We start from the raw sequence: 24285 nt of genomic DNA on the forward strand, positions 1-24285 counted from the left end.
ACCCCGGCCGAGTAGTTTTGCTCAGGCCCGCCCGGCGACGGCGGCCGAGACTGACGCCATGCTCAGCACCGAATCAGGCCGACCGGCCGGAATACGCTCGGTTCCGACGGGTCTGCCCACTCCCCGCGAACTCGACGCCCTCACCGGACACCGGGACCGCGTCATCGACCTCATCCGCATCGTGTCCCTCGTCGTGGTCGTCGCCGGTCACTCGATCATGCTCACCGTCGAGGTCGCCGACGGCTCGATCGAGCTGGGCAACACACTCGGCGAGGTACCCGCGCTGCAACCGGCGACCTGGCTGCTGCAGGTGCTGCCGCTGTTCTTCTTCGCCGGCGCCGCCGCGGCGACCCGCGGCTGGACCTCGCGCGGCGAGAGCGACACCCCGACGGCGGGGCAGTGGCTCCTCGCGCGGACTCAGCGGCTGCTGCGTCCGGTCTTCTGGTACCTCGGTGCGGTCGTGGCCGCCTACGCCGTCCTGTCCCGTATCGGTGCCGTGGCCACGGCCGACGTCGTCGCGCGCCTCGGGGTGCAACTCCTGTGGTTCCTGGGCGCCTACCTGCTGGTCCTGGCCGTGGTCCCGTTCCTGCAGCGGCTCTCCTCCGCCGGTGGTGTGGCGGTCGCGCTGGGCGTGTGCTGGGGGAGTACCGCACTGGTCGACGCCGTCCGGCTCGCGGACGGACCCGCTGCGCTGGGCTATCTGAACTTCCTCACCGTGTGGACGATCCCCGCTGTTCTCGGGATCGCCTACGCCAAGAGGATCCTGCGGCCCGGGATCGCCCTCATGGTGGCCGTCGGCGGGCTCGCCGTCGACGCCGCCCTCGTCTCGTGGGGACCCTATGAGGTCTCGCTCGTCACCGTGCCGGGTCAGCAGCTGTCGAACATGAGCCCGCCGAGCCTGCTGCTCGCCGGCCACGCGATCGTGCTGTGCGCGGGCGCGATCGCCGTGCGCCGGTTCCTCGCGGTCCTCGCCGACCGTCCGATGATCTGGTGGTGGGTCGTGCTGGGCAACCGCGGCGCGATGACCCTCTACCTCTGGCATCTGCCGGTGCTCGCCGCGATCGTCGGAACGTGCGCCGCGCTGGGTGTCGACCGCGCCGACGTCCACTCGGCGTCGTTCCCGGTGATCGTCGGGGCGCAGACCGTGCTGCTGCTCGCGGTCATGGTCCCGGTGGTCGCAGTGCTGTCTCCGCTCGAGAACCGGTCCCTCCCGTGGTGGGACGAACCGGTCGCCCGGCGCAGCGGGCCGGTGCGGAGCGCGGCCCTGCTGACGGTGCTGGCCGGCCTCGGCGTGGCGATCCTGATGCTCGCGCGTGGCGGTCTGACCGGGGACGGCGTGTGGTGGCTGGTCCTGGGCCTCGCGTGTGCCATCGGCGCCCGTCGGCTGGCGGTTCCCGCCGGTCGCCGGACCGCGGCGGGATCGCCTCCTGGAGACGACGCCTCCCTGCAGGTCAGCGCCCCGCGGTAGTCGTCTACCCTCGACGGGAGTCATCGTCGGCACCCGAGGCGCCCGTCGGCCCCGCTGGGTCGGCGTGCACAGCGCGACGACGATGCCGACCATCCACCGATCGACGCATGAGGAGCACGCCCACCGTGGCCACTTCCGCCGACGCAACGGCATTCCCGGGACCCGACGACCTCGAGGCGGCCGCCTCGGCGGCGATCGCGGCGTTCGAGGCGGCGGCCGACCTCGATCAGCTCGCGGCGGCCAAGTCGGCGCACCTCGGCGATCGTTCGCCGATCGCGCTCGCCCGACGCGCGCTGGGCTCCATCCCCAAGGATCAGCGCTCCGAGGCGGGCAAGCTGGTGAATCAGGTCCGCGGCCGGGTGTCGGCGGCATTGGAGGCGCGGACCGCCGTCCTCGACGCCGAGCGCGACGCGGCGGTGCTCGTCGCCGAATCCATCGACGTGACGTTGCCGAGCGGCCGACGTCCGGTGGGTGCACGCCATCCCATCACCGTGATCGCCGAGCAGGTGGCCGACGTGTTCGTCGGCATGGGCTGGGAGATCGCGGAGGGCCCGGAGGTCGAGACCGAGCATCACAACTTCGACGCGCTGAACTTCCTCCCCGATCACCCCGCACGGTCCATGCAGGACACCTTCTACATCGCACCCGAGGGGTCCCGGCAGGTCCTGCGGACGCACACGTCACCGGTGCAGGTCCGCTCCATGCTGAGCCGCGACCTGCCCATCTACGTCGCGTGCCCCGGCCGTACGTTCCGTACCGACGAACTCGACGCGACCCATACCCCGGTGTTCCATCAGATCGAGGGCCTCGCCGTCGACAAGGGACTCACGCTCGCCAACCTGCGCGGCACCCTCGAGACCTTCGCCCGTGCGCTCTTCGGGCCGGAGACGACGACCCGCATGCGGGCGAGCTACTTCCCGTTCACCGAACCCTCCGCCGAGGTCGACGTGTGGTTCCCCGCCAAGAAGGGCGGGCCGGGCTGGGTGGAGTGGGGCGGTTGCGGCATGGTCAACCCGAATGTGCTGCGCGCCAGCGGTATCGACCCGGACGTCTACTCGGGATTTGCGTTCGGCATGGGTCTGGAACGGACCCTGCAGTTCCGCAACGACATCTCCGACATGCGCGACATGGTCGAGGGTGACATCCGCTTCACCCTCCCGTTCGGTCCGGCCGCCTGACCTCGTCCGGCCCGGACCGACCCCGCCGACTTCTCACGACGCGACGAAAGTAGTTGATACACAGTGCGTGCACCACAGTCCTGGTACACCGAGGTCCTCCGCGCCGGCGACCCGCAGTGGTCGGCCACGACCGAGGAGATCGACGCCGGTTTCGTCCGCGTGGGTTTCGAGATCGAGGACATCGAGCGGTTCCCGGAGATCACCGGCCCGCTCGTGATCGGTCGCGTCGAGACCATCGAGGAACTCACCGAGTTCAAGAAGCCGATCCGATTCTGCACGGTCGCGGTCGGTGAGGCCGAGCCACGCGGAATCGTCTGCGGTGCACGCAACTTCGCCGAGGGTGATCTGATCGTCGCGGCCCTGCCCGGCGTCGTGCTCCCCGGTCCGTTCGAGATCGCCTCGCGCAAGACCTATGGACGCGTTTCCGACGGCATGATCTGTTCGGTCTCCGAGCTGGGGATCGGTACCGATCACAGCGGCATCCTCGTCCTCGCGCCCGGAACCGCCGAGCCCGGTGCCGACGCCCGCGAGGTGCTCGGACTCGACGACGCGGCCATCGACGTGAACGTGACGCCGGACCGCGGTTACGCGTTCTCGGTGCGCGGACTCGGGCGCGAACTCGCCGGCAGCTTCGGGGTTCCGTTCGTCGATCCGGGACTGCGATCGGCGGACCTGCCGGACGACGGTTCGGTCCCGGCGTGGCCCGTCGCCATCGACGAGAACTCCGGCGCCACGCGCTACACCGCGCGGGTGATCACCGGCGTCGACCCCACGGCCATCTCGCCGTGGTGGATGCAGAAGCGGCTCATGGTCGCGGGGATCCGCCCGATCTCGGCGATCGTCGACATCACCAACTACGTGATGATCGAGCTCGGGCAGCCACTGCACGCCTTCGACGCCGACCGGATCACGGGCACCGTCTCCGTCCGTTCGGCACAACCGGGGGAGAAGCTCACCACCCTCGACGACACCGTGCGCGTCCTCGACCCCGAGGATGTGCTGATCACCGATGACACCGGGCCGATCGCCCTGGCCGGCGTCATGGGCGGCGCGAGCACCGAGGTGGGGCCGGAGACCACCACCGTGCTGCTGGAGTCGGCGACGTTCGACCCGGTTCGTGTCTTCCGCACCGCGAAGCGCCACAAGCTGACATCGGAGGCCAGCAAGAGATTCGAGCGGGTCGTCGACCCTGAGATCACCGCGGTGGCCTCCGACCGTGCGGCCGGACTGATCGTCGAGATCGCCGGCGGTACCGTCGCATCCCCGCTGTCGGAGACGCACGTCCAGACCCCGATCCGGTCGACGATCTCGATCCCGGCCGACGAACCCGATCGCGTCGCGGGTATCGGGTATCCGCCCGGCACCACCCTGACCAGGCTGACCGAGGTCGGCTGCGTGGTGACCGGAACCGAAGAACTCGACGTGTTCCCGCCCTCGTGGCGCCCCGACCTCCGGCAGCGCGCCGACCTCGTGGAGGAGGTCCTCCGGCTCGAAGGCCTCGAGGACATCCCCGCGGTGGTGCCCCGAGCGCCGGGCGGCACCGGACTCACCCCGGTTCAACGTCGTCGACGCAGCGTCGGCCGCACCCTGGCGCTCGACGGCTACGTCGAGGTCCTGCCGTACCCGTTCATGCCGTCCGGCGTCTTCGACCTGTGGGACCTCCCGGCCGACGACGAACGCCGACGCACCGTCAAGGTCCTCAATCCGCTCGAGTCCGACCGTCCCGAACTGAACACCACTCTGCTTCCGGGCCTCCTGGAAATGGCGGCGCGCAACATCGCCCGCGGACAGCGTGACCTGTCGCTGTTCACGATCGGACAGGTCGTCATCGCCGGTGATCACGTGGCCGCTGTCGACGCGCTCGATGTGACGCGTCGCCCGACCGACGAGGAGATCGCCGCACTCGACGCCTCACTGCCGCATCAGCCGCTGCACGTCGGCGTCGTGCTCACCGGATTGCGCGATCCCGCCGGGCCCTGGGGGCCGGGACGCGCTGCCGATCACCTCGACGCCTTCGAGGCGGCCCGCACGATCGGCCGGGCGGCGGGGGTGACCGTCGAGCTCACCGCCGACGATCACCGGCCGTGGCATCCGGGCCGCTGTGCGCGGCTCACGGTCGACGGTCGCACGGTCGGTTACGCGGGCGAGCTGCATCCGGCTGTGCTGGAGCGGGCGCACCTGCCCAAGCGGACCTGCGCCGTGGAGATCGACATCGATGCGCTTCCCCTGGACCAGCGACTCCCGGCGCCGTCGGTGTCGGTGTTCCCGGCTGTCCTGCAGGACGTCAACGTCGTGGTCGGCGGTGAGGTCCCGGCCGCAGACGTCCAGGCCGCACTCCGCGACGGAGCCGGCGACCTGCTCGAGGACATCGCATTGTTCGACGTCTTCACCGGGGAGCAGGTCGGCGCGGGCAACAAGTCGCTCACGTTCTCGCTGCGGTTCCGCGCGGCCGATCGGACTCTCACCGAAGACGAGGCCAACGAGGCGAAGCTGGCCGCCGTCGACGCCGCGGCCTCCCGGGTGGGTGCCCGTCTGCGCTGACCCGGTCCCAGCGCGGGAACCACCCCGCCGTGAATTGATTTGCATCCTGCTGCATAATGATCAACATGGCTTCGACGAGCTCAACCAGCGGTGTGAAGGTGGCGGTGGCCGGTGCAAGCGGCTACGCGGGTGGCGAGATCCTCCGACTGTTGTGCGGGCACCCCCGCCTGCGATCGGGTGACCTCGAGATCGGTGCGCTCACCGCCGGCGGCAATGCCGGCACGCCCCTGGGGACCCATCACCCGCACCTGTTGCCGTTGGCCGATCGGGTGCTGGAGGACACGACCCCGGAGGTCCTCGCCGGACACGACGTCGTCTTCCTGGGCTTGCCGCACGGTGCGTCGGCGGTGATCGCCGACGCACTGCCGCCGACCACACTCATCATCGACTGCGGTGCGGACTTCCGGTTGCGGGACGCAGGCGAGTGGACCGCCTACTACGGCGGCGATCATGCCGGGACGTGGCCCTATGGTCTGCCCGAGCTGCCCGGCAATCGGGAGGTCCTCAAGGATGCGAGCCGGATCGCGGTACCCGGCTGCTATCCGACGGTGTCGATCCTGTCGTTGCTGCCGGCCATCGCGGCCGGGATCGCGGACCCGCATGTCACGGTGGTCGCCGTGAGCGGCGCCTCGGGTGCCGGCCGGTCTCCGAAGGTCGATCTGCTGGCCTCGGAGGTCATCGGGTCCGCGCGCGCGTACGGAGTCGGCGGCGTCCATCGGCACACGCCGGAGATCTCCCAGGCCCTCTCGGCCGCGGCCGAGCAGCCGGTGACGGTCTCGTTCACGCCGATCCTGGCGCCGATGGCGCGGGGCATCCTCGCCACGTGCACCGCGCGGACCGGTGCATCGGCCGCCGAGGCACGCGCGGTGTATGAGAAGGCTTATGCCGACGAGGAATTCGTGCACGTGCTGCCGGAGGGCAGACTGCCCGCGACCGGATCGGTCATCGGGTCGAACGCCGTGCAGCTCGGCGTCACCGTCGACGAACGCGCCGGGACCCTCGTGGTCGTCGGTGCGGTGGACAACCTCACCAAGGGGACCGGCGGCGCCGCGGTCCAATCGATGAACCTGGCGCTGGGCTGGACCGAGAACGAGGGACTGAGCACCGTGGGAGTGGCACCGTGACCGGAACCGGACAGACCGACAGCGCGGGAACAGAGCAGGATCGGATCGAAGGTGGTGCGCCCGGCGATCACCCGCGGCTCGTGCGGGGCCAGGGTGTCACGGCGCCCCTCGGCTTCCGAGCTGCCGGCATAGCCGCCGGGATCAAGGTCTCCGGCGCCCCCGATCTCGCTCTGGTCTTCAACGAGGGGCCCGACTACGCCGCTGCCGGCGTCTTCACCCGCAACCAGGTGAAGGCCGCGCCCGTGCTGTGGTCGCAGCAGGTCCTCACCACCGGCCGGCTGCGCACTGTCATCCTGAATTCCGGTGGTGCGAATGCCTGTACGGGCCCGGGCGGGTTCCAGGACACCCACCGGACCGCGGAGGCGGTGGCCGACGCGCTCAGCAACTGGGGGACGAGTACCGGCGCGGTCGAGGTCGCGGTCTGCTCGACCGGCCTGATCGGCGATCGACTGCCGATGGACAAGGTCCTGGCGGGGGTCACCGAGATCGTCCAGGACATGGGTGGCGGTCTGTCCGGCGGGACGGATGCCGCGCACGCGATCATGACCACCGACACCGTCCCCAAACAGGCTGCGCTGCATCACCCGCAGGGGTGGAACGTCGGCGGCATGGGTAAGGGCGCGGGGATGCTCGCGCCGTCGCTGGCCACCATGCTGGTGGTCCTCACGACCGACGCTAGTGCGACCGCCGAACAACTCGACACCGCCTTGCGCAGGGCGACGGCACGCACGTTCGACCGGTTGGACATCGACGGCTCGTGTTCGACGAACGACACGGTGCTGCTGCTGAGTTCGGGCGCCAGCCAGATCCCGGTCGACCAGACCGACCTGGACGACGCGGTCTTCGCCGTCTGCGACGATCTCGCCGCGCAGATGATGGCCGACGCGGAGGGCGTCACGAAGCGGGTCGTCATCACGGTCTCCGGTGCACACACCGAGGACGATGCGCTGACGGTCGCCCGGGCCGTCGCACGCGACTCGCTCGTCAAGACCGCCCTGTTCGGTTCGGATCCGAACTGGGGTCGGGTACTGGCCGCGGTCGGTGCGACGCCGGTCACCATCGACCCCGATCGCATCGCGGTGTCGTTCAACGACAGTCCGGTGTGCGAGAACGGGTTCGGCGTCGAAGGCGCACGGGACGTGGACCTGTCGGGCACCGACATCGCCGTCGTCGTCGACCTGAAGCTGGGAGAGTCCGCGGCGAGCGTCCGGACCACCGACCTCTCGCACGCGTACGTCGAAGAGAACTCGGCGTACTCGTCATGAGCGAGACGACATCGGGAGTCCACCCGATCGACCCCGCCGCAGGTCTCGCGAAGGCGAAGGTCCTCGCCGAGGCGCTGCCCGCGCTGCAACGACTCGCGGGCGCGACCGTCGTCGTCAAGTACGGCGGCAACGCCATGGTCGACGACGAGTTGAAGAAGGCGTTCGCCGCGGACATGGTCTTCCTGCGCGCATGTGGGATGCATCCCGTGGTGGTTCACGGTGGCGGGCCGCAGATCTCGGCGATGCTGAAGCGGCTCGGTCTGCAGGGGGAGTTCAAGGGCGGATTCCGCGTGACCACCCCCGAAGTGATGGACGTGGCCCGGATGGTGCTGTTCGGACAGGTCGGGCGCGAACTCGTCGGGTTGATCAACTCGCACGGCCCGTACGCCGTCGGCATCACCGGCGAGGACGCGCACCTGTTCACCGCGTCGCGGCGGACGGTGCTCGTCGAGGGGGTTCCGACCGACATCGGCCTCGTCGGCGACATCGCGTCGGTCAACACCTCGGCGGTTCTGGATCTGGTCGCCGCCGGCCGTATCCCGGTCGTCTCCACGATCGCCCCGGACCGCGACGGCGTGGTCCACAACATCAACGCCGACACCGCCGCCGGGGCGCTGGCCGAGGCGCTCGGTGCGTCCCGACTGGTGATGCTCACCGACGTCGAGGGTCTGTACACGAACTGGCCCGATCGCGGATCCCTGGTGTCCCGGATCGACACCGACACACTGACCGGACTGCTGCCGTCACTCGACTCGGGCATGGTCCCCAAGATGGAGGCCTGTCTGCGCGCGGTCACCGGTGGCGTCGACCGTGCCCACGTGATCGACGGCCGCGTGGCACATTCCGTGCTCGCCGAACTGCTGACCGAGAGCTCGACGGGCACCACCGTCGTCGTACCGGAGGAGGAATCATGACCGCGCCACTGCAACAGCGCTGGGCACAGTCGCTGATGAACAACTACGGCACACCGGCGATCGCCCTCGTCGGCGGATCGGGCGCCCACGTGACCGACGCCGACGGCAAGCGCTACCTCGACCTCCTCGGCGGGATCGCGGTCAACGCACTCGGCCATGCGCACCCGGCGATCGTCGAGGCGGTGACCACCCAGCTCCAGACGCTCGGGCACGTGTCGAACCTGTACATCGCCCCGCCGGTCGTCGAACTCGCCGAGAAGTTGCTCGACCGTTTCGGCCACCCGGGCCGCGCTTTCTTCTGCAACTCCGGGACCGAGGCCAACGAGGCGGCCTTCAAGCTCGCCCGGCGGACCGGGCGGCCGGAGATCGTCGCCGCGGAGAAGGCCTTCCACGGCCGCACGATGGGTGCGCTCGCCATGACCGGTCAGCCGGCGAAACGGGAGCCGTTCGAGCCGATGCCCGCCGGCGTCCGCTTCGTCCCCTACGGGGACATCGACGCTCTCGACGCGGTGGTCTCCGACCGCACAGCGGCGGTCATCCTCGAACCGATCCTCGGTGAGGCGGGCGTCATCGTGCCGCCCGCGGACTATCTGGCCGCGGCTCGCCGGATCACCGAAGAGCGTGGCGCGCTGTTGATCCTGGACGAGGTCCAGACGGGGGTGGCCCGGACCGGCACCTTCTTCGCCCACCAGCAGGTCGGGATCGTCCCCGACGTGATGACCCTGGCCAAGGGACTGGGCGGGGGACTGCCGATCGGGGCGTGCATCGCCACCGGCCGCGCGGCCGACCTGTTCGAACCGGGCCAGCACGGCACCACCTTCGGCGGCAATCCCGTCAGTGCCGCAGCCGCGCTCGCCGTACTGCGCGTCATCGACTCCGAGGGTCTCGTCGACTCCGTTGCGGCGGTGGGCAAGTCGATCGCCGCCGGCATCGAGGACCTGCAGCACCCGCTGGTCTCCCATGTCCGGGGCGCCGGTCTGTTGCTCGGCGTGGTGCTGACCCAGCCGTTGTCGCAGCGCGTCGAGGCCGCGGCCCGGGATGCGGGGTTCCTCATCAACGCGCCCGCACCCGACGTCCTACGGCTGGCGCCGCCGCTGATCCTCACCGAAGAGGAGGGCCAGAGCTTCGTGGCTGCTTTGCCGGGACTGCTCGACACCGCCGCCACATCGACCGAGGGAGACAAGGCATGACCCGACATTTCCTGCGTGACGACGACCTGTCCCCGGCCGAACAGGCCGAGGTGCTCGCCCTCGCCGCCGAGGTCAAGGCGAAGCCGTTCGACTTCCGACCGCTGGAGGGACCCCGCGGAGTCGGCGTCATCTTCGACAAGAACTCGACCCGCACCCGCTTCTCGTTCGAAGTCGGCATCGCCCAACTCGGCGGGCACGCCGTCGTGGTCGACGGCCGCACCACGCAGCTCGGGCGCGAGGAGACGCTGGAGGACACCGGCCTCGTGCTGTCCCGGTTCGTCGACGCGATCGTGTGGCGCACCTTCGGCCAGGATCGACTCGATGCGCTGTCGTCGGCCGCCACGGTCCCGGTCGTCAACGCCCTCTCCGATGAATTCCACCCGTGCCAGGTGCTCGCCGACCTGCAGACGATCATCGAGCACAAGGGTTCTCCCGCCGGCCTCACGATGACCTACCTGGGTGACGGCGCCAACAACATGGCGCACTCGCTCGCCCTGGGCGGTGTCACCGCCGGGATACACGTTCGGATCAGTGCACCGGACGGCTTCCAGCCGGATCCCGGCGTCATCGCCGACACCGAGCGCCGCGCGGCGCAGACGGGTGGTTCGGTGGAGCTCGTCGGCGATCCCGTCGCCGCGTCCACCGGTGCCGATGTCCTGGTGACCGACACCTGGGTCTCGATGGGGCACGAGGACGACGGCAAGGACCGCACCGCGCCGTTCCGTCCGTACCAGATCAACGACGCGCTGCTCGCGCACGCCGCCGACGACGCGATCGTGCTGCACTGCCTGCCGGCACATCGCGGCGACGAGATCACCGCATCGGTCATCGACGGGCCGCGCAGCGTCGTGTTCGACGAGGCGGAGAACCGCCTGCACGCGCAGAAGGCCCTGCTGATCTGGCTGCTGGAGCACCAGTGACTCGCGAATCGCAGTGAGCAGGAGTTCGTCATGACCGGGAATCCACGATGACCGCCGGGGCCGAGCCCTCGGAGAGCCGGCTGGCCGCCACCCGGGCGGGACGCCATGCGCGGATCATCGAGATCCTGTCCACGCATCAGGTCCGCAGCCAGTCCGAACTGCAGCGGCTGCTCGCCGAGGAGGGCGTCGACGCCACGCAGGCCACCCTGTCGCGCGACCTCGACGAGCTCGGCGCGGTGAAGCTGCGCGCGGCAGACGGCGGGGCGGGCGTGTACGTCGTTCCCGAGGACGGTTCGCCCGTCCGCGGGGTGTCCGGCGGTACCGACCGACTCGGCAGGCTGGTCTCCGACCTCCTGGTGTCGACCGACAGCAGCGGCAACCTCGCGGTGCTGCGCACGCCTCCGGGCGCCGCGCACTACCTCGCGGCCGCGCTCGACCGGGCACGCCTGCCCGACGTCGTCGGGACGATCGCCGGGGACGACACGATCTTCGTGGTGGCTCGCGAACCGCTCGACGGCGCCGGGCTCGCGCGGCGGATCGAGGGACTCGTGTAGCCGCGCCCGGACCTGAACCGAACCAGCCGACCAGCACAGAACAGACACACCACACCAAACGAACAGCCGCGACACCGCCAATCGGTACCCGGACGGTGTCGCCGGAACACCGGGGCCGATGATGGACTCGGTCAACGCGCAGAACAGGAGCTTCACCTCATGGCAGAACGTGTCGTACTCGCATACTCGGGCGGCCTGGACACCTCGGTCGCGATCAGCTGGATCCAGAAGGAGACCGGCAAAGAGGTCGTCGCCGTGGCCCTGGACCTCGGTCAGGGCGGCGAGGACATGGAGGTCATCCGGCAGCGCGCACTGGACTGCGGCGCGGTCGAGGCCGTCGTGGTCGACGCCCGCGACGAGTTCGCCGATGAGTACTGCCTCGGCGCGATCACCTCGAACGCGCTCTACATGGACCGGTACCCGCTCGTCTCGGCACTGTCCCGGCCGCTGATCGCCAAGCACCTCGTCACCGCGGCCCGCGATCACGGCGGCACCGTCGTGGCCCACGGATGCACCGGCAAGGGCAACGACCAGGTCCGCTTCGAGGTCGGGTTCGCCACTCTCGCACCGGATCTGCAGGTACTCGCCCCGGTCCGCGACTACGCGTGGACCCGCGAGAAGGCCATCGCCTTCGCCGGCGAGAACGACATCCCGATCAACGTGACCAAGAAGTCGCCCTTCTCCATCGACCAGAACGTGTGGGGTCGTGCGGTGGAGACCGGCTTCCTCGAGGATCTGTGGAACGCTCCCACCAAGGACGTCTACGACTACACCGAGGATCCGACCGTCAACTGGAATTCCCCCGACGAGGTCATCATCGGCTTCGACAAGGGCCGCCCGGTCAGCATCGACGGACGTCCGGTGAGCGTGCTCGAGGCCATCCAGGAACTCAACCGACGCGCGGGTGCGCAGGGTGTCGGACGACTCGACGTCGTCGAGGATCGGCTCGTGGGCATCAAGAGCCGTGAGGTGTACGAGGCTCCCGGCGCCATGGTCCTCATCCGCGCGCACGAGGAGCTCGAACACGTGACCCTCGAGCGCGAGCTGGGGCGCTACAAGCGCGGCACCGACCAGAAGTGGGCCGAGCTGGTGTACGACGGTCTGTGGTTCTCGCCGCTGAAGCGGTCGCTGGACTCCTTCGTCGCCTCGACGCAGGAGCACGTGACGGGCGAGATCCGGCTGACCCTGCACGGCGGCACCATCGCCGCCACCGGTCGCCGCAGCTCCGAGTCGCTCTACGACTTCAACCTCGCCACCTACGACGAGGGCGACACCTTCGATCAGTCCGCCGCGCGCGGCTTCGTCGAGCTGCACGGCCTGTCGTCGAAGATCGCCGCGAAGCGGGACCTGAATCTGTGAGTGCGGGCACCGGCGGCGGTAGCGGCCCGGAGACGGGTGGGACGACCAACCAGGGTTCGCTCTGGGGTGGTCGTTTCGCCGGTGGCCCGGCCGAGGCGATGGCCGCGCTCAGCAAGTCGACCCACTTCGACTGGGCGTTGGCCCCGTTCGACATCGAGGCGTCGAAGGCGCACGCCCGCGTCCTGAACAAGGCCGGGCTGCTCACGGCTGACGACCTCACCGGGATGATCGACGGTCTCGATCGTCTCGCCGCCGATGTCGCGGACGGCAGTTTCGGACCGGCCGAGTCCGACGAGGACGTCCACGGCGCCCTCGAACGCGGGCTGATCGAGCGGGTCGGACCCGAACTCGGTGGCCGGCTACGCGCCGGACGGTCGCGCAACGATCAGGTCGCGACCCTGTTCCGGATGTGGCTGCGCGCCGCGATGCGTCGGGTGGCGCTCGGGGTGCTCGACGTCGTCGAGGCGCTGACCGCGCAGGCGGCCGCCCATCCGGACGCGATCATGCCGGGCAAGACCCATCTGCAGGCGGCGCAACCGGTCCTGCTGGGGCATCATCTGCTGGCACATGCACAGCCGTTGCTGCGCGACATCGATCGGCTCGCCGACGCTGATCGTCGAACAGCGGTGTCGCCGTACGGTTCCGGTGCACTCGCCGGCTCGTCGCTCGGGCTGGATCCGGCGGCGATCGCGGCCGACCTCGGTTTCGACGCGCCCGCCGAGAACTCGATCGACGCCACCTCGGCGCGTGACTTCGCCGCCGAGGCCGCGTTCGTGTTCGCGATGATCGCGGTGGACCTCTCCCGGTTGTCTGAAGAGGTGATCATCTGGAGCACACCGGAGTTCGGCTATGTGACGCTCGCCGACGCGTGGTCCACCGGCAGCTCGATCATGCCGCAGAAGAAGAACCCGGACGTCGCCGAGCTGATGCGCGGCAAGGCCGGGCGGCTCATCGGTGACCTGACCGGGTTGCTCGCGACACTCAAGGCACAACCGCTGGCCTACAACCGCGACCTCCAAGAGGACAAGGAACCGGTCTTCGACGCGGTCGCCCAGCTGGAGCTGTTGCTGCCGGCGGTGACCGGACTGGTCTCGACGCTGGAGTTCCACACCGACCGCATGGCCGAACTCGCTCCGGCGGGCTTCACCCTGGCCACCGACATCGCCGAGTGGATGGTCCGGCAGGGCGTGCCGTTCCGCGTCGCCCACGAGGCCGCGGGCGCCTGTGTCCGCGAGGCGGAATCACGCGGCGTCGGCCTGGACGAGCTCGACGACGCGACGCTGGCCGGTGTGCATCCCGCGCTGACAGCGGCCGTGCGCGAGGTCCTGACGGTGCGCGGTTCGGTCGAATCGCGCAGCGCGCACGGCGGTACCGCGCCCGAGCAGGTGCAGCGACAGATCAAGGTGGTGACGGCTGCGACCAACGATCTGCGGACTCGTTGGACTGCTGGGCCCGGCGGGCGACGCTGATCCGGTACGACTGAGTACAGTGACCTGTGTCACCGACGCTGTGTGTTCGACACGCGGGTGAGACCGGGACACCGACGACTGGAGGATCGACACGATGGCGGTGTGGGACGGGGGCCCCGATATCGCGGGGGTGGTCGGCAGGGTGTTGGCCACCGCGCAGAACGGCCTCGAGGTGTTGCGGTTCGGCGGACTGGAGACAGGTACCGAGCCGGCGCCGTTCGCGGTGGTCGAGACGCACAAGATGTTCCGGCTGCGCCGGTATTTCCCGAACGATCCGTCGACCGGCCCCAACATCGTTCTGGTGCCGCCGATGATGGTGTCGGCCAACGTCTATGACGTGACCGAACACAACGGTGCGGTTTCCATCCTGCACCGCAACGGCATCACGCCGTGGGTCGTCGACTTCGGATCGCCGGACTCCGAAGAAGGGGGGATGGAGCGGAACCTCGCCGACCACGTGGTCGCCATCAGCCGGGCGATCGACCTGATCGTCGAGGCCACCGGGCGCGACATCCACCTGGCCGGTTACTCCCAGGGCGGCATGTTCGCGTACCAGACCGCGGCGTATCGCCGATCCAAGGGGATCGCGAGTCTGATCACCTTCGGCAGCCCGGTGGACGTGCTCGCCGCGCTGCCCCTGGGGCTGCCCGCCGGCCTGGTGGCGCCGGCGGCCGAATTCCTGGCGGACAAGGCTTTCTCACGCAATCTCTGGGTGCGGGATTGGATGGCGCGCACCGGCTTTCAGCTACTCGACCCGGTGAAGACGGTGCGCAGCCGGATCGACTTCCTCCGTCGACTACACGACCGCGAGGCACTCCTGCCACGTGAGGACCAGCGCCGCTTCCTCGAAGCCGACGGCTGGGTCGCCTGGTCGGGCCCGGCGATCGCCGAGCTGCTGCGGCAGTTCGTGGCGCACAACCGGATGGTGTCCGGGGGCTTCGTGATCAACGGCGACCTCGTCTCGCTCGCCGAGATCACCTGCCCGGTCCTCGCGTTCGTCGGCGATGCCGACGACATCGGCCAACCCGCGGCGGTGCGCGGGATAGTCAGGGCCGCGCCCGACGCCGAGGTCTTCGAATCCGCGCTCCCGGTCGGACATTTCGGACTCGTGGTCGGCAGCGCGGCCGGCGAGCACACCTGGCCGACGACCTCCGACTGGGTGAACTGGCTCTCCGACAACGGTCCGCGCCCCGAGCTCATCACCGAGATGTCGCTCGTCGAACCGGGCCACGGCGGCGGGGTCAGTCTGTCCTCGCGCATCACGCACGGAGTGGGCTCGGTGGCCGACGCCGGCACCGCTGCGTCGCGCGAACTGCTCGGTCTGGCCAACTCCCTGCAACGGACCTCGCGGGCGGTGGCGTCGGAATCGGTGCGGACCGTGCCACGACTGTTCCGCCTCGGACAGATCCAGAGCGGGACGCGCATCTCCCTCTCGAAACTGATGGCCGAGAACACCAAACGCGGCGGCGACAGCGAGCTGTTCCTCTTCGAGAACCGCGTGCTCACCCACGCCCAGGTGAACGCACGCATCGACAACGTGGTCGCCGGCCTCGTCGACTGCTGCATCCGTCCGGGCCAGCACATCGGTGTGCTGATGGACACCCGGCCCAGCGCCCTGGTCGTCATCGCCGCGCTCTCCCGCCTGGGGGCGGTGGCGGTGCTGCTCGCCGCGGATGCCGACGTCCGCGAGATGATGCGGCTCGCCGACAGTTCGGTGATCGTCACCGATCCCACCAACCTCGACCTCGCGACCGCCGCCTCGGACCGGGTGCTGGTGCTCGGCGGGGGGAGTGGCGATTCCCGTGCGATCGACGGCGCCGACGGGACATCTATCGTCGACATGGAGCGCATCGACCCCGACGAGGTCGTCATGCCGACCTGGTACCGACCCGATCCCGGGCTCGCGGGAGATCTCGCATTCATCCTGTTCAGCCGTGCGTACGGCAAACTCGTCCCCTGGCCGGTGACCAACCACCGGTTCGCGATGTCGGCCTTCGGCGCGGCGTCGGCGGCGGCGCTCACCGACCGCGACACCGTGTACTGCCTGCCTCCGCTGCACCATGCGTCGGGACTGCTCACGACGCTGGGCGCGACGGTCGTCGGGCGCTCACGCATCGCGCTGTCCAACGGCATCGATCCCGCGAACTTCGCGGTGGAGGTGCAGCGCTACGGGATCACCGTCGTGTCCTACACGTGGTCGATGCTCAGCGGCATCGTGCGCGACCCCGACTTCCACATCAACCAGCACAACCCGATCCGGTTGTTCATGGGCTCCGGCATGTCGGCGGGACTGTGGGAGGACGTGTGCGCCAGCTTCCCTCGCGCGCGCATCCTCGAGTTCTTCGCCACCGCCGACGGTTCGGCGATCCTCGCGAACGTGTCCGGGGACAAACTCTCCTCCGTCGGCCGGCCGCTGCCGGAGACCAATCCCGTCGAGGTCGCGGCCTACGACATCGTCGGCGACCGGTTGCTCATCGACGACTCCGGCTTCGTCCGGCGTGCCGAGACGGGGGAGCCCGGTCTGCTCCTGGCCAAGGCGAAGCACAAGTTCGACACCAACGGGACGGTCCTTCGCGACGTCTTCACGACGCGGGACCGGTGGGAGGTGTCGGGACACCTGTTCGTCCGGGACGCCGACGGCGACCTGTACTTCCTCGGGGCGACCGACCGCGTGCTGCGAACCGCCGACGGGCCGGTGTTCATCCCGCCCCTCACGCACGCGCTCTCGCGGCTCAAGAGTGTCGACCAGGTCGTCGTGTACGGCGTCGGCGAACCCGGACACCAGGTCGTCGTCGCCGCGATGACCCTTCGGCCCGGAGTCAAACCGGACTCGCTGACGGTCAGCCAACTGCGGATCGCGCTGGGGGAGTATCGAGCCGACGCCCGACCGCACCTGATCCACGTCGTCGAGGAGATCCCGAAGTCGGCGTCCTTCCGACCGCTGAGCACCGGCCTGGTGGAGGAGGGACTGCCGAAACCCGGCGCGCGCGTCTGGTACCGGGACGATGACGGCCGCTACCGCAGGTACACCCGGACCGTGGCGGAGAAGCTGGACTGGACCGGCTCCCGGACGAGCGATGCCCTAGGGTGATCGGGGTGACGACACGCGCTGAGGCCATCGACCCGATCGTGCGCGAACGCCTGGCCTGCCCGCAGGACCACGGTCCGCTGATCGACGCCGGCGACGAGCTCTACAACCCGCGGCTGCATGTCGCGTACCGCATCGACTCCGACGGCATCCCGGTGATGCTGGTCGACGAGGCGCGGGCGGTCGACGACGCCGAGCACGAGCGCATCGTCTCCTCGAAGTAGTCCGATCGTCGGTCGGGTCCGGGTGCCGGGCTCCGGCGCGCCTCACCTCACCCGCGACCCGATCTCGTCGGATGACAAGATCGAGGGGTGAGTGCTGACAACGTCGAGACCCCCGAGCCGACCGCCGTTCCCGCAACCGTCGACATCCTCGACGAGCTGCACTGGCGTGGGCTGATCGCTCAGTCCACCGATCTGGCTGCCCTGGGTGATGCCCTCTCGACCGGGCCGGTCACCCTGTACGCGGGGTTCGATCCGACAGCGGCGAGTCTGCACGCCGGACACCTCGTACCGCTGTTGACCCTCAAGCGGTTCCAGCTCGCCGGCCATCGTCCGATCGTCCTCGCCGGTGGAGCCACCGGTCTGATCGGTGACCCCCGTGACGTGGGGGAGCGGACGATGAACTCGGCCGACACCGTCGCCGAGTGGGCCGGACGCATCGACGCGCAGCTCCGACGATTCGTCGACATCGCCGACTCCCCGACAGGTGCGGTGGTGGTCAACAACCTCGACTGGACCGGTCAGCTGTCGGCGATCGAGTTCCTGCGCGATCTGGGCAAGCACTTCTCGGTGAACGTGATGCTCGCCCGAGACACGGTGAAGCGTCGTCTCGACGCCGACGGCATGAGCTACGCCGAGTTCAGTTACCTGCTCCTGCAGTCGAACGACTTCGTCGAGCTCCATCGCCGGTACGGATGCACGCTCCAGATCGGTGGCTCCGATCAGTGGGGGAACATCGTCGGCGGGGTCGACCTGGCCCGACGCCTCGACGGCTCGGCGCTGCACGCGTTGACCGTTCCTCTCGTCACGTCCTCGGACGGCAAGAAGTTCGGCAAGTCCACCGGCGGCGGCAGTCTGTGGCTCGACCCGGAGCTGACGAGTCCCTACTCCTGGTACCAGTACTTCGTGAACACCGCAGACGCCGATGTCGTCCGCTACCTGCGGTGGTTCACATTCCTCGGACGGGACGAGATCGAGGAACTCGAGCGCGCGACCGTCGAGACCCCGCACCTGCGCCTGGCGCAGCGCCGCCTCGCCGCCGAGATGACGACCCTCATCCACGGCAAGGCCAACACCGACGCGGTCGAGTTGGCCAGCCAGGCACTGTTCGGCCGGGCGGAGCTCGACGAGCTCGACGAGGCGACCCTCGCGGCCGCACTCGGCGAGACCTCGGTCGCCGACTACCCCGATCGCCGGCCGACCATCATCGAACTGCTCGTCGACACGAAGCTGTCGGAGAGCAACAAGGCCGCTCGTCGTGCCGTGTCGGAGGGTGGCGCGTACGTGAACAACACCAAGATCTCCGACCCGGAGTGGCAGCCGGCCGATGCCGACCTGCTCCATGGCCGGTGGTTGGTGGTCCGTCGCGGCAAGAAGAGTTTCGCCGGCGCCAAACTAGGCCGCTGACCAGGCGATTTGACGCGTTGTTCGCGCCTGTGTAACTTAATCGACGCACCGCAGAGAGCAACTCCCCCGGAGCCGCAAGCCCCGGGGAAGTAAAAGTGCCCGAGCCATTCGCTCGGGCGGCCTGTGCGGGGCCACTCCCGAGAACAAGAGCGTGTGTATTCATCACGCTCTGGGAAGCTCGTCGGAGCCGGCTTCACATCGAAGACGTCCGACGGGTGTGTGTTCTTTGAGAACTCGATAGTGTGTTGGTGGATTGTTTGATGCCATATTTTTGGTGTCAGATGGTTTGCTTGGATGATGTGTCCGCGACCTCGAAGTCGCGAGACGCTGATGAGTTTATTTTTTGATGCCAGTTTTTTTGAGGACTATTTGGTCAGGTTTTGCTTTCCTGGTTGAAACATTTGTGTTGAAACGTCGGCTTTCGGGTCGGTTTGGTTTCTGCATTTTTTCATGGAGAGTTTGATCCTGGCTCAGGACGAACGCTGGCGGCGTGCTTAACACATGCAAGTCGAACGGAAAGGCCCAGCTTGCTGGGTACTCGAGTGGCGAACGGGTGAGTAACACGTGGGTGATCTGCCCTGCACTCTGGGATAAGCCTGGGAAACTGGGTCTAATACCGGATATGACCAACTGTCGCATGGTGGTTGGTGGAAAGCTTTTGCGGTGTGGGATGGGCCCGCGGCCTATCAGCTTGTTGGTGGGGTAATGGCCTACCAAGGCGACGACGGGTAGCCGACCTGAGAGGGTGATCGGCCACACTGGGACTGAGACACGGCCCAGACTCCTACGGGAGGCAGCAGTGGGGAATATTGCACAATGGGCGCAAGCCTGATGCAGCGACGCCGCGTGAGGGATGACGGCCTTCGGGTTGTAAACCTCTTTCACCAGGGACGAAGCGTGAGTGACGGTACCTGGAGAAGAAGCACCGGCCAACTACGTGCCAGCAGCCGCGGTAATACGTAGGGTGCGAGCGTTGTCCGGAATTACTGGGCGTAAAGAGCTCGTAGGCGGTTTGTCGCGTCGTCTGTGAAATTCTGCAACTCAATTGCAGGCGTGCAGGCGATACGGGCAGACTTGAGTACTACAGGGGAGACTGGAATTCCTGGTGTAGCGGTGAAATGCGCAGATATCAGGAGGAACACCGGTGGCGAAGGCGGGTCTCTGGGTAGTAACTGACGCTGAGGAGCGAAAGCGTGGGTAGCGAACAGGATTAGATACCCTGGTAGTCCACGCCGTAAACGGTGGGTACTAGGTGTGGGTTCCTTTTCACGGGATCCGTGCCGTAGCTAACGCATTAAGTACCCCGCCTGGGGAGTACGGCCGCAAGGCTAAAACTCAAAGGAATTGACGGGGGCCCGCACAAGCGGCGGAGCATGTGGATTAATTCGATGCAACGCGAAGAACCTTACCTGGGTTTGACATACACCAGACGCGGCTAGAGATAGTCGTTCCCTTGTGGTTGGTGTACAGGTGGTGCATGGCTGTCGTCAGCTCGTGTCGTGAGATGTTGGGTTAAGTCCCGCAACGAGCGCAACCCTTGTCCTGTATTGCCAGCGGGTTATGCCGGGGACTTGCAGGAGACTGCCGGGGTCAACTCGGAGGAAGGTGGGGATGACGTCAAGTCATCATGCCCCTTATGTCCAGGGCTTCACACATGCTACAATGGCTGGTACAGAGGGCTGCGATACCGTGAGGTGGAGCGAATCCCTTAAAGCCAGTCTCAGTTCGGATTGGGGTCTGCAACTCGACCCCATGAAGTCGGAGTCGCTAGTAATCGCAGATCAGCAACGCTGCGGTGAATACGTTCCCGGGCCTTGTACACACCGCCCGTCACGTCATGAAAGTCGGTAACACCCGAAGCCGGTGGCCTAACCCCTTGTGGGAGGGAGCTGTCGAAGGTGGGATCGGCGATTGGGACGAAGTCGTAACAAGGTAGCCGTACCGGAAGGTGCGGCTGGATCACCTCCTTTCTAAGGAGCACACAACAACACGTGTTTCAGCAGGCATTTGTTCTGCGGCGCGTGTGTGTTCGAGGGTGAAACATCAAACACGCCACGCAAGGTGCCGGCCTCATATGGGCAGGCGCTGGTGGTGAGCTTTCCGGGCGACCGGCTTGCTGCTCCCAACACACTATCGGGGTTCTGAGAGAACACACGTTTTCTCTGAGCTGATCACTGTGACGTCGTGCTGAGCCACCCTGTGATGGGGTGTGGAGCGGCGAAGGGGTGATCGGTGTGTGTTGTTTGAGAAGTGCATAGTGGATGCGAGCATCTTTATTTCAAATCAACTTTTTGTTGGTCTGTGATTTAGCAGAATTTGTAGTGTGTGATGTCTACATTCGGTCCTCGCGGTGCGGCCCTGTTGTGGGGTTGTGGTTGTGGGGGTTGTTTGTAGGTGTTGTTGTAAGTGTGTAAGGGCGTTCGGTGGATGCCTTGGTACCAGGAGCCGATGAAGGACGTGGTAGGCCGCGATAGTCCTCGGGGAGTTGTCAAACGAGCTGTGATCCGAGGGTGTCCGAATGGGGAAACCCAGCACGAGTGATGTCGTGTTACCACCAGCTGAATGTATAGGCTGTGTGGGGGGAACGTGGGGAAGTGAAACATCTCAGTACCCATAGGAAGAGAAAACAATTGTGATTCCGTGAGTAGTGGCGAGCGAAAGCGGAGGAGGCTAAACCATGCGCATGTGATACCGGGTAGGGGTTGTGCGTGTGGGGTTGTGGGGTTCGTCTTCTTCCATCTGCCTGTGGAAGCGTGAGTGAGAAAATCATGTGTTAGGTGAAGTGGCCTGGAATGGTCTGCCGTAGTCGGTGAGAGTCCGGTAGCTGAAAACACATGGTCTTGCGTGACGGTGTCCCCAAGTAGCAGCGGGCTCGTGGAATCTGCTGTGAATCTGCCGGGACCACCCGGTAAGCCTGAATACTTCCTGGTGACCGATAGCGGACAAGTACCGTGAGGGAAAGGTGAAAAGTACCCCGGGAGGGGAGTGAAATAGTACCTGAAACCGGACGCTTACAATCCGTCAAAGCCTGTGAGTCCTTGTGGCTGCGGGTGATGGCGTGCCTTTTGAAGAATGAGCCTGCGAGTTAGTGCTCGGTGGCGAGGTTAACCCGTGTGGGGTAGCCGTAGCGAAAGCGAGTCTGAATAGGGCGTTTGAGTCGCCGGGTCTAGACCCGAAGCGGAGTGATCTACCCATGGCCAGGGTGAAGCGTCGGTAAGACGTCGTGGAGGCCCGAACCCACTTCAGTTGAAAATGGAGGGGATGAGTTGTGGGTAGGGGTGAAAGGCCAATCAAACTCCGTGATAGCTGGTTCTCCCCGAAATGCATTTAGGTGCAGCGTCACATGTTTCTTACTGGAGGTAGAGCTACTGGATGGCCGATGGGCCCCACAGGGTTACTGACGTCAGCCAAACTCCGAATGCCGGTAAGTGAGAGTGTGGCAGTGAGACTGCGGGCGATAAGGTTCGTAGTCGAGAGGGAAACAGCCCAGATCGCCGGCTAAGGCCCCTAAGCGTGTACTAAGTGGAAAAGGATGTGGGGTCGCGAAGACAACCAGGAGGTTGGCTTAGAAGCAGCCACCCTTGAAAGAGTGCGTAATAGCTCACTGGTCAAGTGATCCTGCGCCGACAATGTAGCGGGGCTCAAGTACACCGCCGAAGCCGCGGCACTCACATATAGCCCGTCGATCTTCTACGGAGGGTCGGCCAGGTGTGTGGGTGGGTAGGGGAGCGTCCTGCATCCGTGGAAGCGCCGGAGTGATCCAGGTGTGGAGGGTGTGGGAGTGAGAATGCAGGCATGAGTAGCGAAAGCAGAGTGAGAAACTCTGCCGCCGAATGACCAAGGGTTCCTGGGCCAGGCTAATCCGCCCAGGGTGAGTCGGGACCTAAGGCGAGGCCGACAGGCGTAGTCGATGGACAACGGGTTGATATTCCCGTACCCGTGTATCCGCGCCCATGCTGAATCAGTTGTACTAACCATCCTGATCCCCCGGGAGCACCTTCGGGTGCCGAGTTGGGGTGATGCATGGGACCTTGGCTGGTAGTAGGCAAGCGATGGGGTGACGCAGGAAGGTAGTGGGGCCAGTCAGTGGTTGTACTGGTGTAAGCCTGTAGGGCGAGTGATAGGCAAATCCGTCACTCATGCAGCCTGAGAGGTGATGCGTAGCCGTTGAGGTGAATTCCATGATCCTATGCTGCCGAGAAAAGCCTCTAGTGAGTTGGTACACGGCCCGTACCCCAAACCAACACAGGTGGTCAGGTAGAGAATACTAAGGCGATCGAGAGAACTGTGGTTAAGGAACTCGGCAAAATGCCCCCGTAACTTCGGGAGAAGGGGGACCCATCCTGGTGACGGCATGTACTGCTTGAGCTGGTGTGGGTCGCAGAGACCAGAGAGAAGCGACTGTTTACTAAAAACACAGGTCCGTGCGAAGTCGTAAGACGATGTATACGGACTGACGCCTGCCCGGTGCTGGAAGGTTAAGAGGACCGGTTAGTCATTTCGGTGGCGAAGCTGAGAATTTAAGCCCCAGTAAACGGCGGTGGTAACTATAACCATCCTAAGGTAGCGAAATTCCTTGTCGGGTAAGTTCCGACCTGCACGAATGGCGTAACGACTTCTCTGCTGTCTCAACCACAGACTCGGCGAAATTGCAGTACGAGTAAAGATGCTCGTTACGCGCGGCAGGACGAAAAGACCCCGGGACCTTCACTATAGCTTGGTATTGGTGTTCGGTTCGGTTTGTGTAGGATAGGTGGGAGACTGTGAAGTGGGCACGCCAGTGTTCATGGAGTCGTTGTTGAAATACCACTCTGATCGTATTGGACTTCTAACCTCGGACCCTGATCGGGTTCAGGGACAGTGCCTGGTGGGTAGTTTAACTGGGGCGGTTGCCTCCTAAAAGGTAACGGAGGCGCCCAAAGGTTCCCTCAGCCTGGTTGGCAATCAGGTGTTGAGTGTAAGTGCACAAGGGAGCTTGACTGTGAGACGTACATGTCGAGCAGGGACGAAAGTCGGGACTAGTGATCCGGCACCGGCAAGTGGAAGCGGTGTCGCTCAACGGATAAAAGGTACCCCGGGGATAACAGGCTGATCTTCCCCAAGAGTCCATATCGACGGGATGGTTTGGCACCTCGATGTCGGCTCGTCGCATCCTGGGGCTGGAGTAGGTCCCAAGGGTTGGGCTGTTCGCCCATTAAAGCGGCACGCGAGCTGGGTTTAGAACGTCGTGAGACAGTTCGGTCTCTATCCGCCGCGCGCGTAAGAAACTTGAGGAAACCTGTCCCTAGTACGAGAGGACCGGGACGGACGAACCTCTGGTGTGCCAGTTGTTCCGCCAGGGGCACTGCTGGTTAGCTACGTTCGGAAGGGATAACCGCTGAAAGCATCTAAGCGGGAAGCCTGTTCCAAGATGAGGTTTCTCACCCCCTCAGCGGGGTTAAGGCCCCCTACAGACCATGGGGTTGATAGGCCAGAACTGTACGCACAGCAATGTGTTCAGGTGACTGGTACTAATCGGCCGAGGACTTACCAACAACACCCACAACATCACCACGCAAGTGACTGTGGTGGTGTTCGCATCCACTAT

The 24285-nt window shown here is 66.4% G+C and carries 14 protein-coding genes and 2 rRNA genes; all 16 read left to right on the plus strand.

The annotated features are described in order from the left end of the window. The first annotated feature begins 58 nt into the window (after positions 1–58). The 16 genes from AB4Z55_RS13270 (at position 59) to AB4Z55_RS13345 (ending at position 24232) form a co-directional block, all read left to right on the plus strand. Positions 59–1468: an acyltransferase gene (locus tag AB4Z55_RS13270; protein WP_239404041.1), complete on the plus strand. Its 1410-nt coding sequence runs from the start codon at positions 59–61 to the stop codon at positions 1466–1468. Between the two features lie 125 nt (positions 1469–1593). Continuing rightward, a complete protein-coding gene (pheS, locus tag AB4Z55_RS13275) occupies positions 1594–2646 on the plus strand; it encodes a phenylalanine--tRNA ligase subunit alpha (protein WP_004018759.1) in 1053 nt (350 codons plus the stop codon). A 63-nt stretch (positions 2647–2709) separates the two neighbouring features. After that, complete coding sequence (gene pheT / locus AB4Z55_RS13280; RefSeq protein ID WP_239404040.1) at positions 2710–5187, plus strand: phenylalanine--tRNA ligase subunit beta; 2478 nt, start codon at positions 2710–2712, stop codon at positions 5185–5187. Between the two features lie 65 nt (positions 5188–5252). Further along, positions 5253–6311: an N-acetyl-gamma-glutamyl-phosphate reductase gene (argC, locus tag AB4Z55_RS13285; RefSeq protein ID WP_239404039.1), complete on the plus strand. Its 1059-nt coding sequence runs from the start codon at positions 5253–5255 to the stop codon at positions 6309–6311. After that, positions 6308–7576 (plus strand): bifunctional glutamate N-acetyltransferase/amino-acid acetyltransferase ArgJ, encoded by a 1269-nt coding sequence (gene argJ / locus AB4Z55_RS13290; protein ID WP_369519861.1) that lies wholly within the window; start codon positions 6308–6310, stop codon positions 7574–7576. The genes argC and argJ overlap by 4 nt, the downstream gene beginning before the upstream one ends. After that, positions 7573–8490, plus strand: coding sequence for an acetylglutamate kinase (gene argB / locus AB4Z55_RS13295; RefSeq protein ID WP_004018763.1), 918 nt, complete (start codon positions 7573–7575; stop codon positions 8488–8490). Before argJ ends, argB begins: the two co-directional genes overlap by 4 nt. After that, positions 8487–9680: an acetylornithine transaminase gene (locus AB4Z55_RS13300; protein ID WP_004018764.1), complete on the plus strand. Its 1194-nt coding sequence runs from the start codon at positions 8487–8489 to the stop codon at positions 9678–9680. Before argB ends, AB4Z55_RS13300 begins: the two co-directional genes overlap by 4 nt. Further along, positions 9677–10600, plus strand: a complete 924-nt coding sequence (argF, locus tag AB4Z55_RS13305) for an ornithine carbamoyltransferase (RefSeq protein ID WP_369519862.1) — start codon at positions 9677–9679, stop codon at positions 10598–10600. Before AB4Z55_RS13300 ends, argF begins: the two co-directional genes overlap by 4 nt. Before the next feature lie 47 nt (positions 10601–10647). Further along, positions 10648–11154 carry an arginine repressor gene (locus AB4Z55_RS13310; protein WP_004018766.1) on the plus strand — a complete coding sequence of 169 codons (507 nt, stop codon included), beginning with the start codon at positions 10648–10650 and terminating at the stop codon, positions 11152–11154. A gap of 159 nt (positions 11155–11313) precedes the next feature. Continuing rightward, the gene (locus tag AB4Z55_RS13315; RefSeq protein ID WP_004018767.1) at positions 11314–12513 is read left to right on the plus strand and encodes an argininosuccinate synthase; all 1200 of its coding nucleotides are present in this window, start codon (positions 11314–11316) and stop codon (positions 12511–12513) included. Further along, positions 12510–13982 carry an argininosuccinate lyase gene (argH, locus tag AB4Z55_RS13320; RefSeq protein ID WP_004018768.1) on the plus strand — a complete coding sequence of 491 codons (1473 nt, stop codon included), beginning with the start codon at positions 12510–12512 and terminating at the stop codon, positions 13980–13982. The genes AB4Z55_RS13315 and argH overlap by 4 nt, the downstream gene beginning before the upstream one ends. 94 nt (positions 13983–14076) lie before the next feature. After that, positions 14077–17073 carry an AMP-binding protein gene (locus AB4Z55_RS13325; protein ID WP_101821497.1) on the plus strand — a complete coding sequence of 999 codons (2997 nt, stop codon included), beginning with the start codon at positions 14077–14079 and terminating at the stop codon, positions 17071–17073. A gap of 5 nt (positions 17074–17078) precedes the next feature. Further along, a complete protein-coding gene (locus AB4Z55_RS13330; RefSeq protein ID WP_033206417.1) occupies positions 17079–17294 on the plus strand; it encodes a Trm112 family protein in 216 nt (71 codons plus the stop codon). 87 nt (positions 17295–17381) lie between these two features. Then, complete coding sequence (gene tyrS, locus AB4Z55_RS13335; protein ID WP_101821495.1) at positions 17382–18698, plus strand: tyrosine--tRNA ligase; 1317 nt, start codon at positions 17382–17384, stop codon at positions 18696–18698. Between the two features lie 447 nt (positions 18699–19145). Continuing rightward, positions 19146–20668 (plus strand): 16S ribosomal RNA (locus AB4Z55_RS13340). A 430-nt stretch (positions 20669–21098) separates the two neighbouring features. Further along, positions 21099–24232, plus strand: a 23S ribosomal RNA gene (locus AB4Z55_RS13345). Together the 16S and 23S rRNA genes form the textbook arrangement of a ribosomal RNA operon. Positions 24233–24285 lie beyond the last annotated feature (53 nt).

This window comes from Gordonia sp. ABKF26 (genome assembly GCF_041103195.1).
GTDB classification, from domain to species: Bacteria; Actinomycetota; Actinomycetes; order Mycobacteriales; family Mycobacteriaceae; genus Gordonia; species Gordonia terrae.

What these genes read in the sequence shown, in the direction of transcription:
- argF (WP_369519862.1), top strand. Translation starts at nt 9,677, where the DNA reads ATGACCCGACATTTCCTGCGTGACGACGACCTGTCCCCGGCCGAACAG.
- argB (WP_004018763.1), top strand. Translation starts at nt 7,573, where the DNA reads ATGAGCGAGACGACATCGGGAGTCCACCCGATCGACCCCGCCGCAGGT.
- AB4Z55_RS13310 (WP_004018766.1), top strand. Translation starts at nt 10,648, where the DNA reads ATGACCGCCGGGGCCGAGCCCTCGGAGAGCCGGCTGGCCGCCACCCGG.
- AB4Z55_RS13300 (WP_004018764.1), top strand. Translation starts at nt 8,487, where the DNA reads ATGACCGCGCCACTGCAACAGCGCTGGGCACAGTCGCTGATGAACAAC.
- argC (WP_239404039.1), top strand. Translation starts at nt 5,253, where the DNA reads ATGGCTTCGACGAGCTCAACCAGCGGTGTGAAGGTGGCGGTGGCCGGT.
- AB4Z55_RS13325 (WP_101821497.1), top strand. Translation starts at nt 14,077, where the DNA reads ATGGCGGTGTGGGACGGGGGCCCCGATATCGCGGGGGTGGTCGGCAGG.
- AB4Z55_RS13315 (WP_004018767.1), top strand. Translation starts at nt 11,314, where the DNA reads ATGGCAGAACGTGTCGTACTCGCATACTCGGGCGGCCTGGACACCTCG.
- AB4Z55_RS13270 (WP_239404041.1), top strand. Translation starts at nt 59, where the DNA reads ATGCTCAGCACCGAATCAGGCCGACCGGCCGGAATACGCTCGGTTCCG.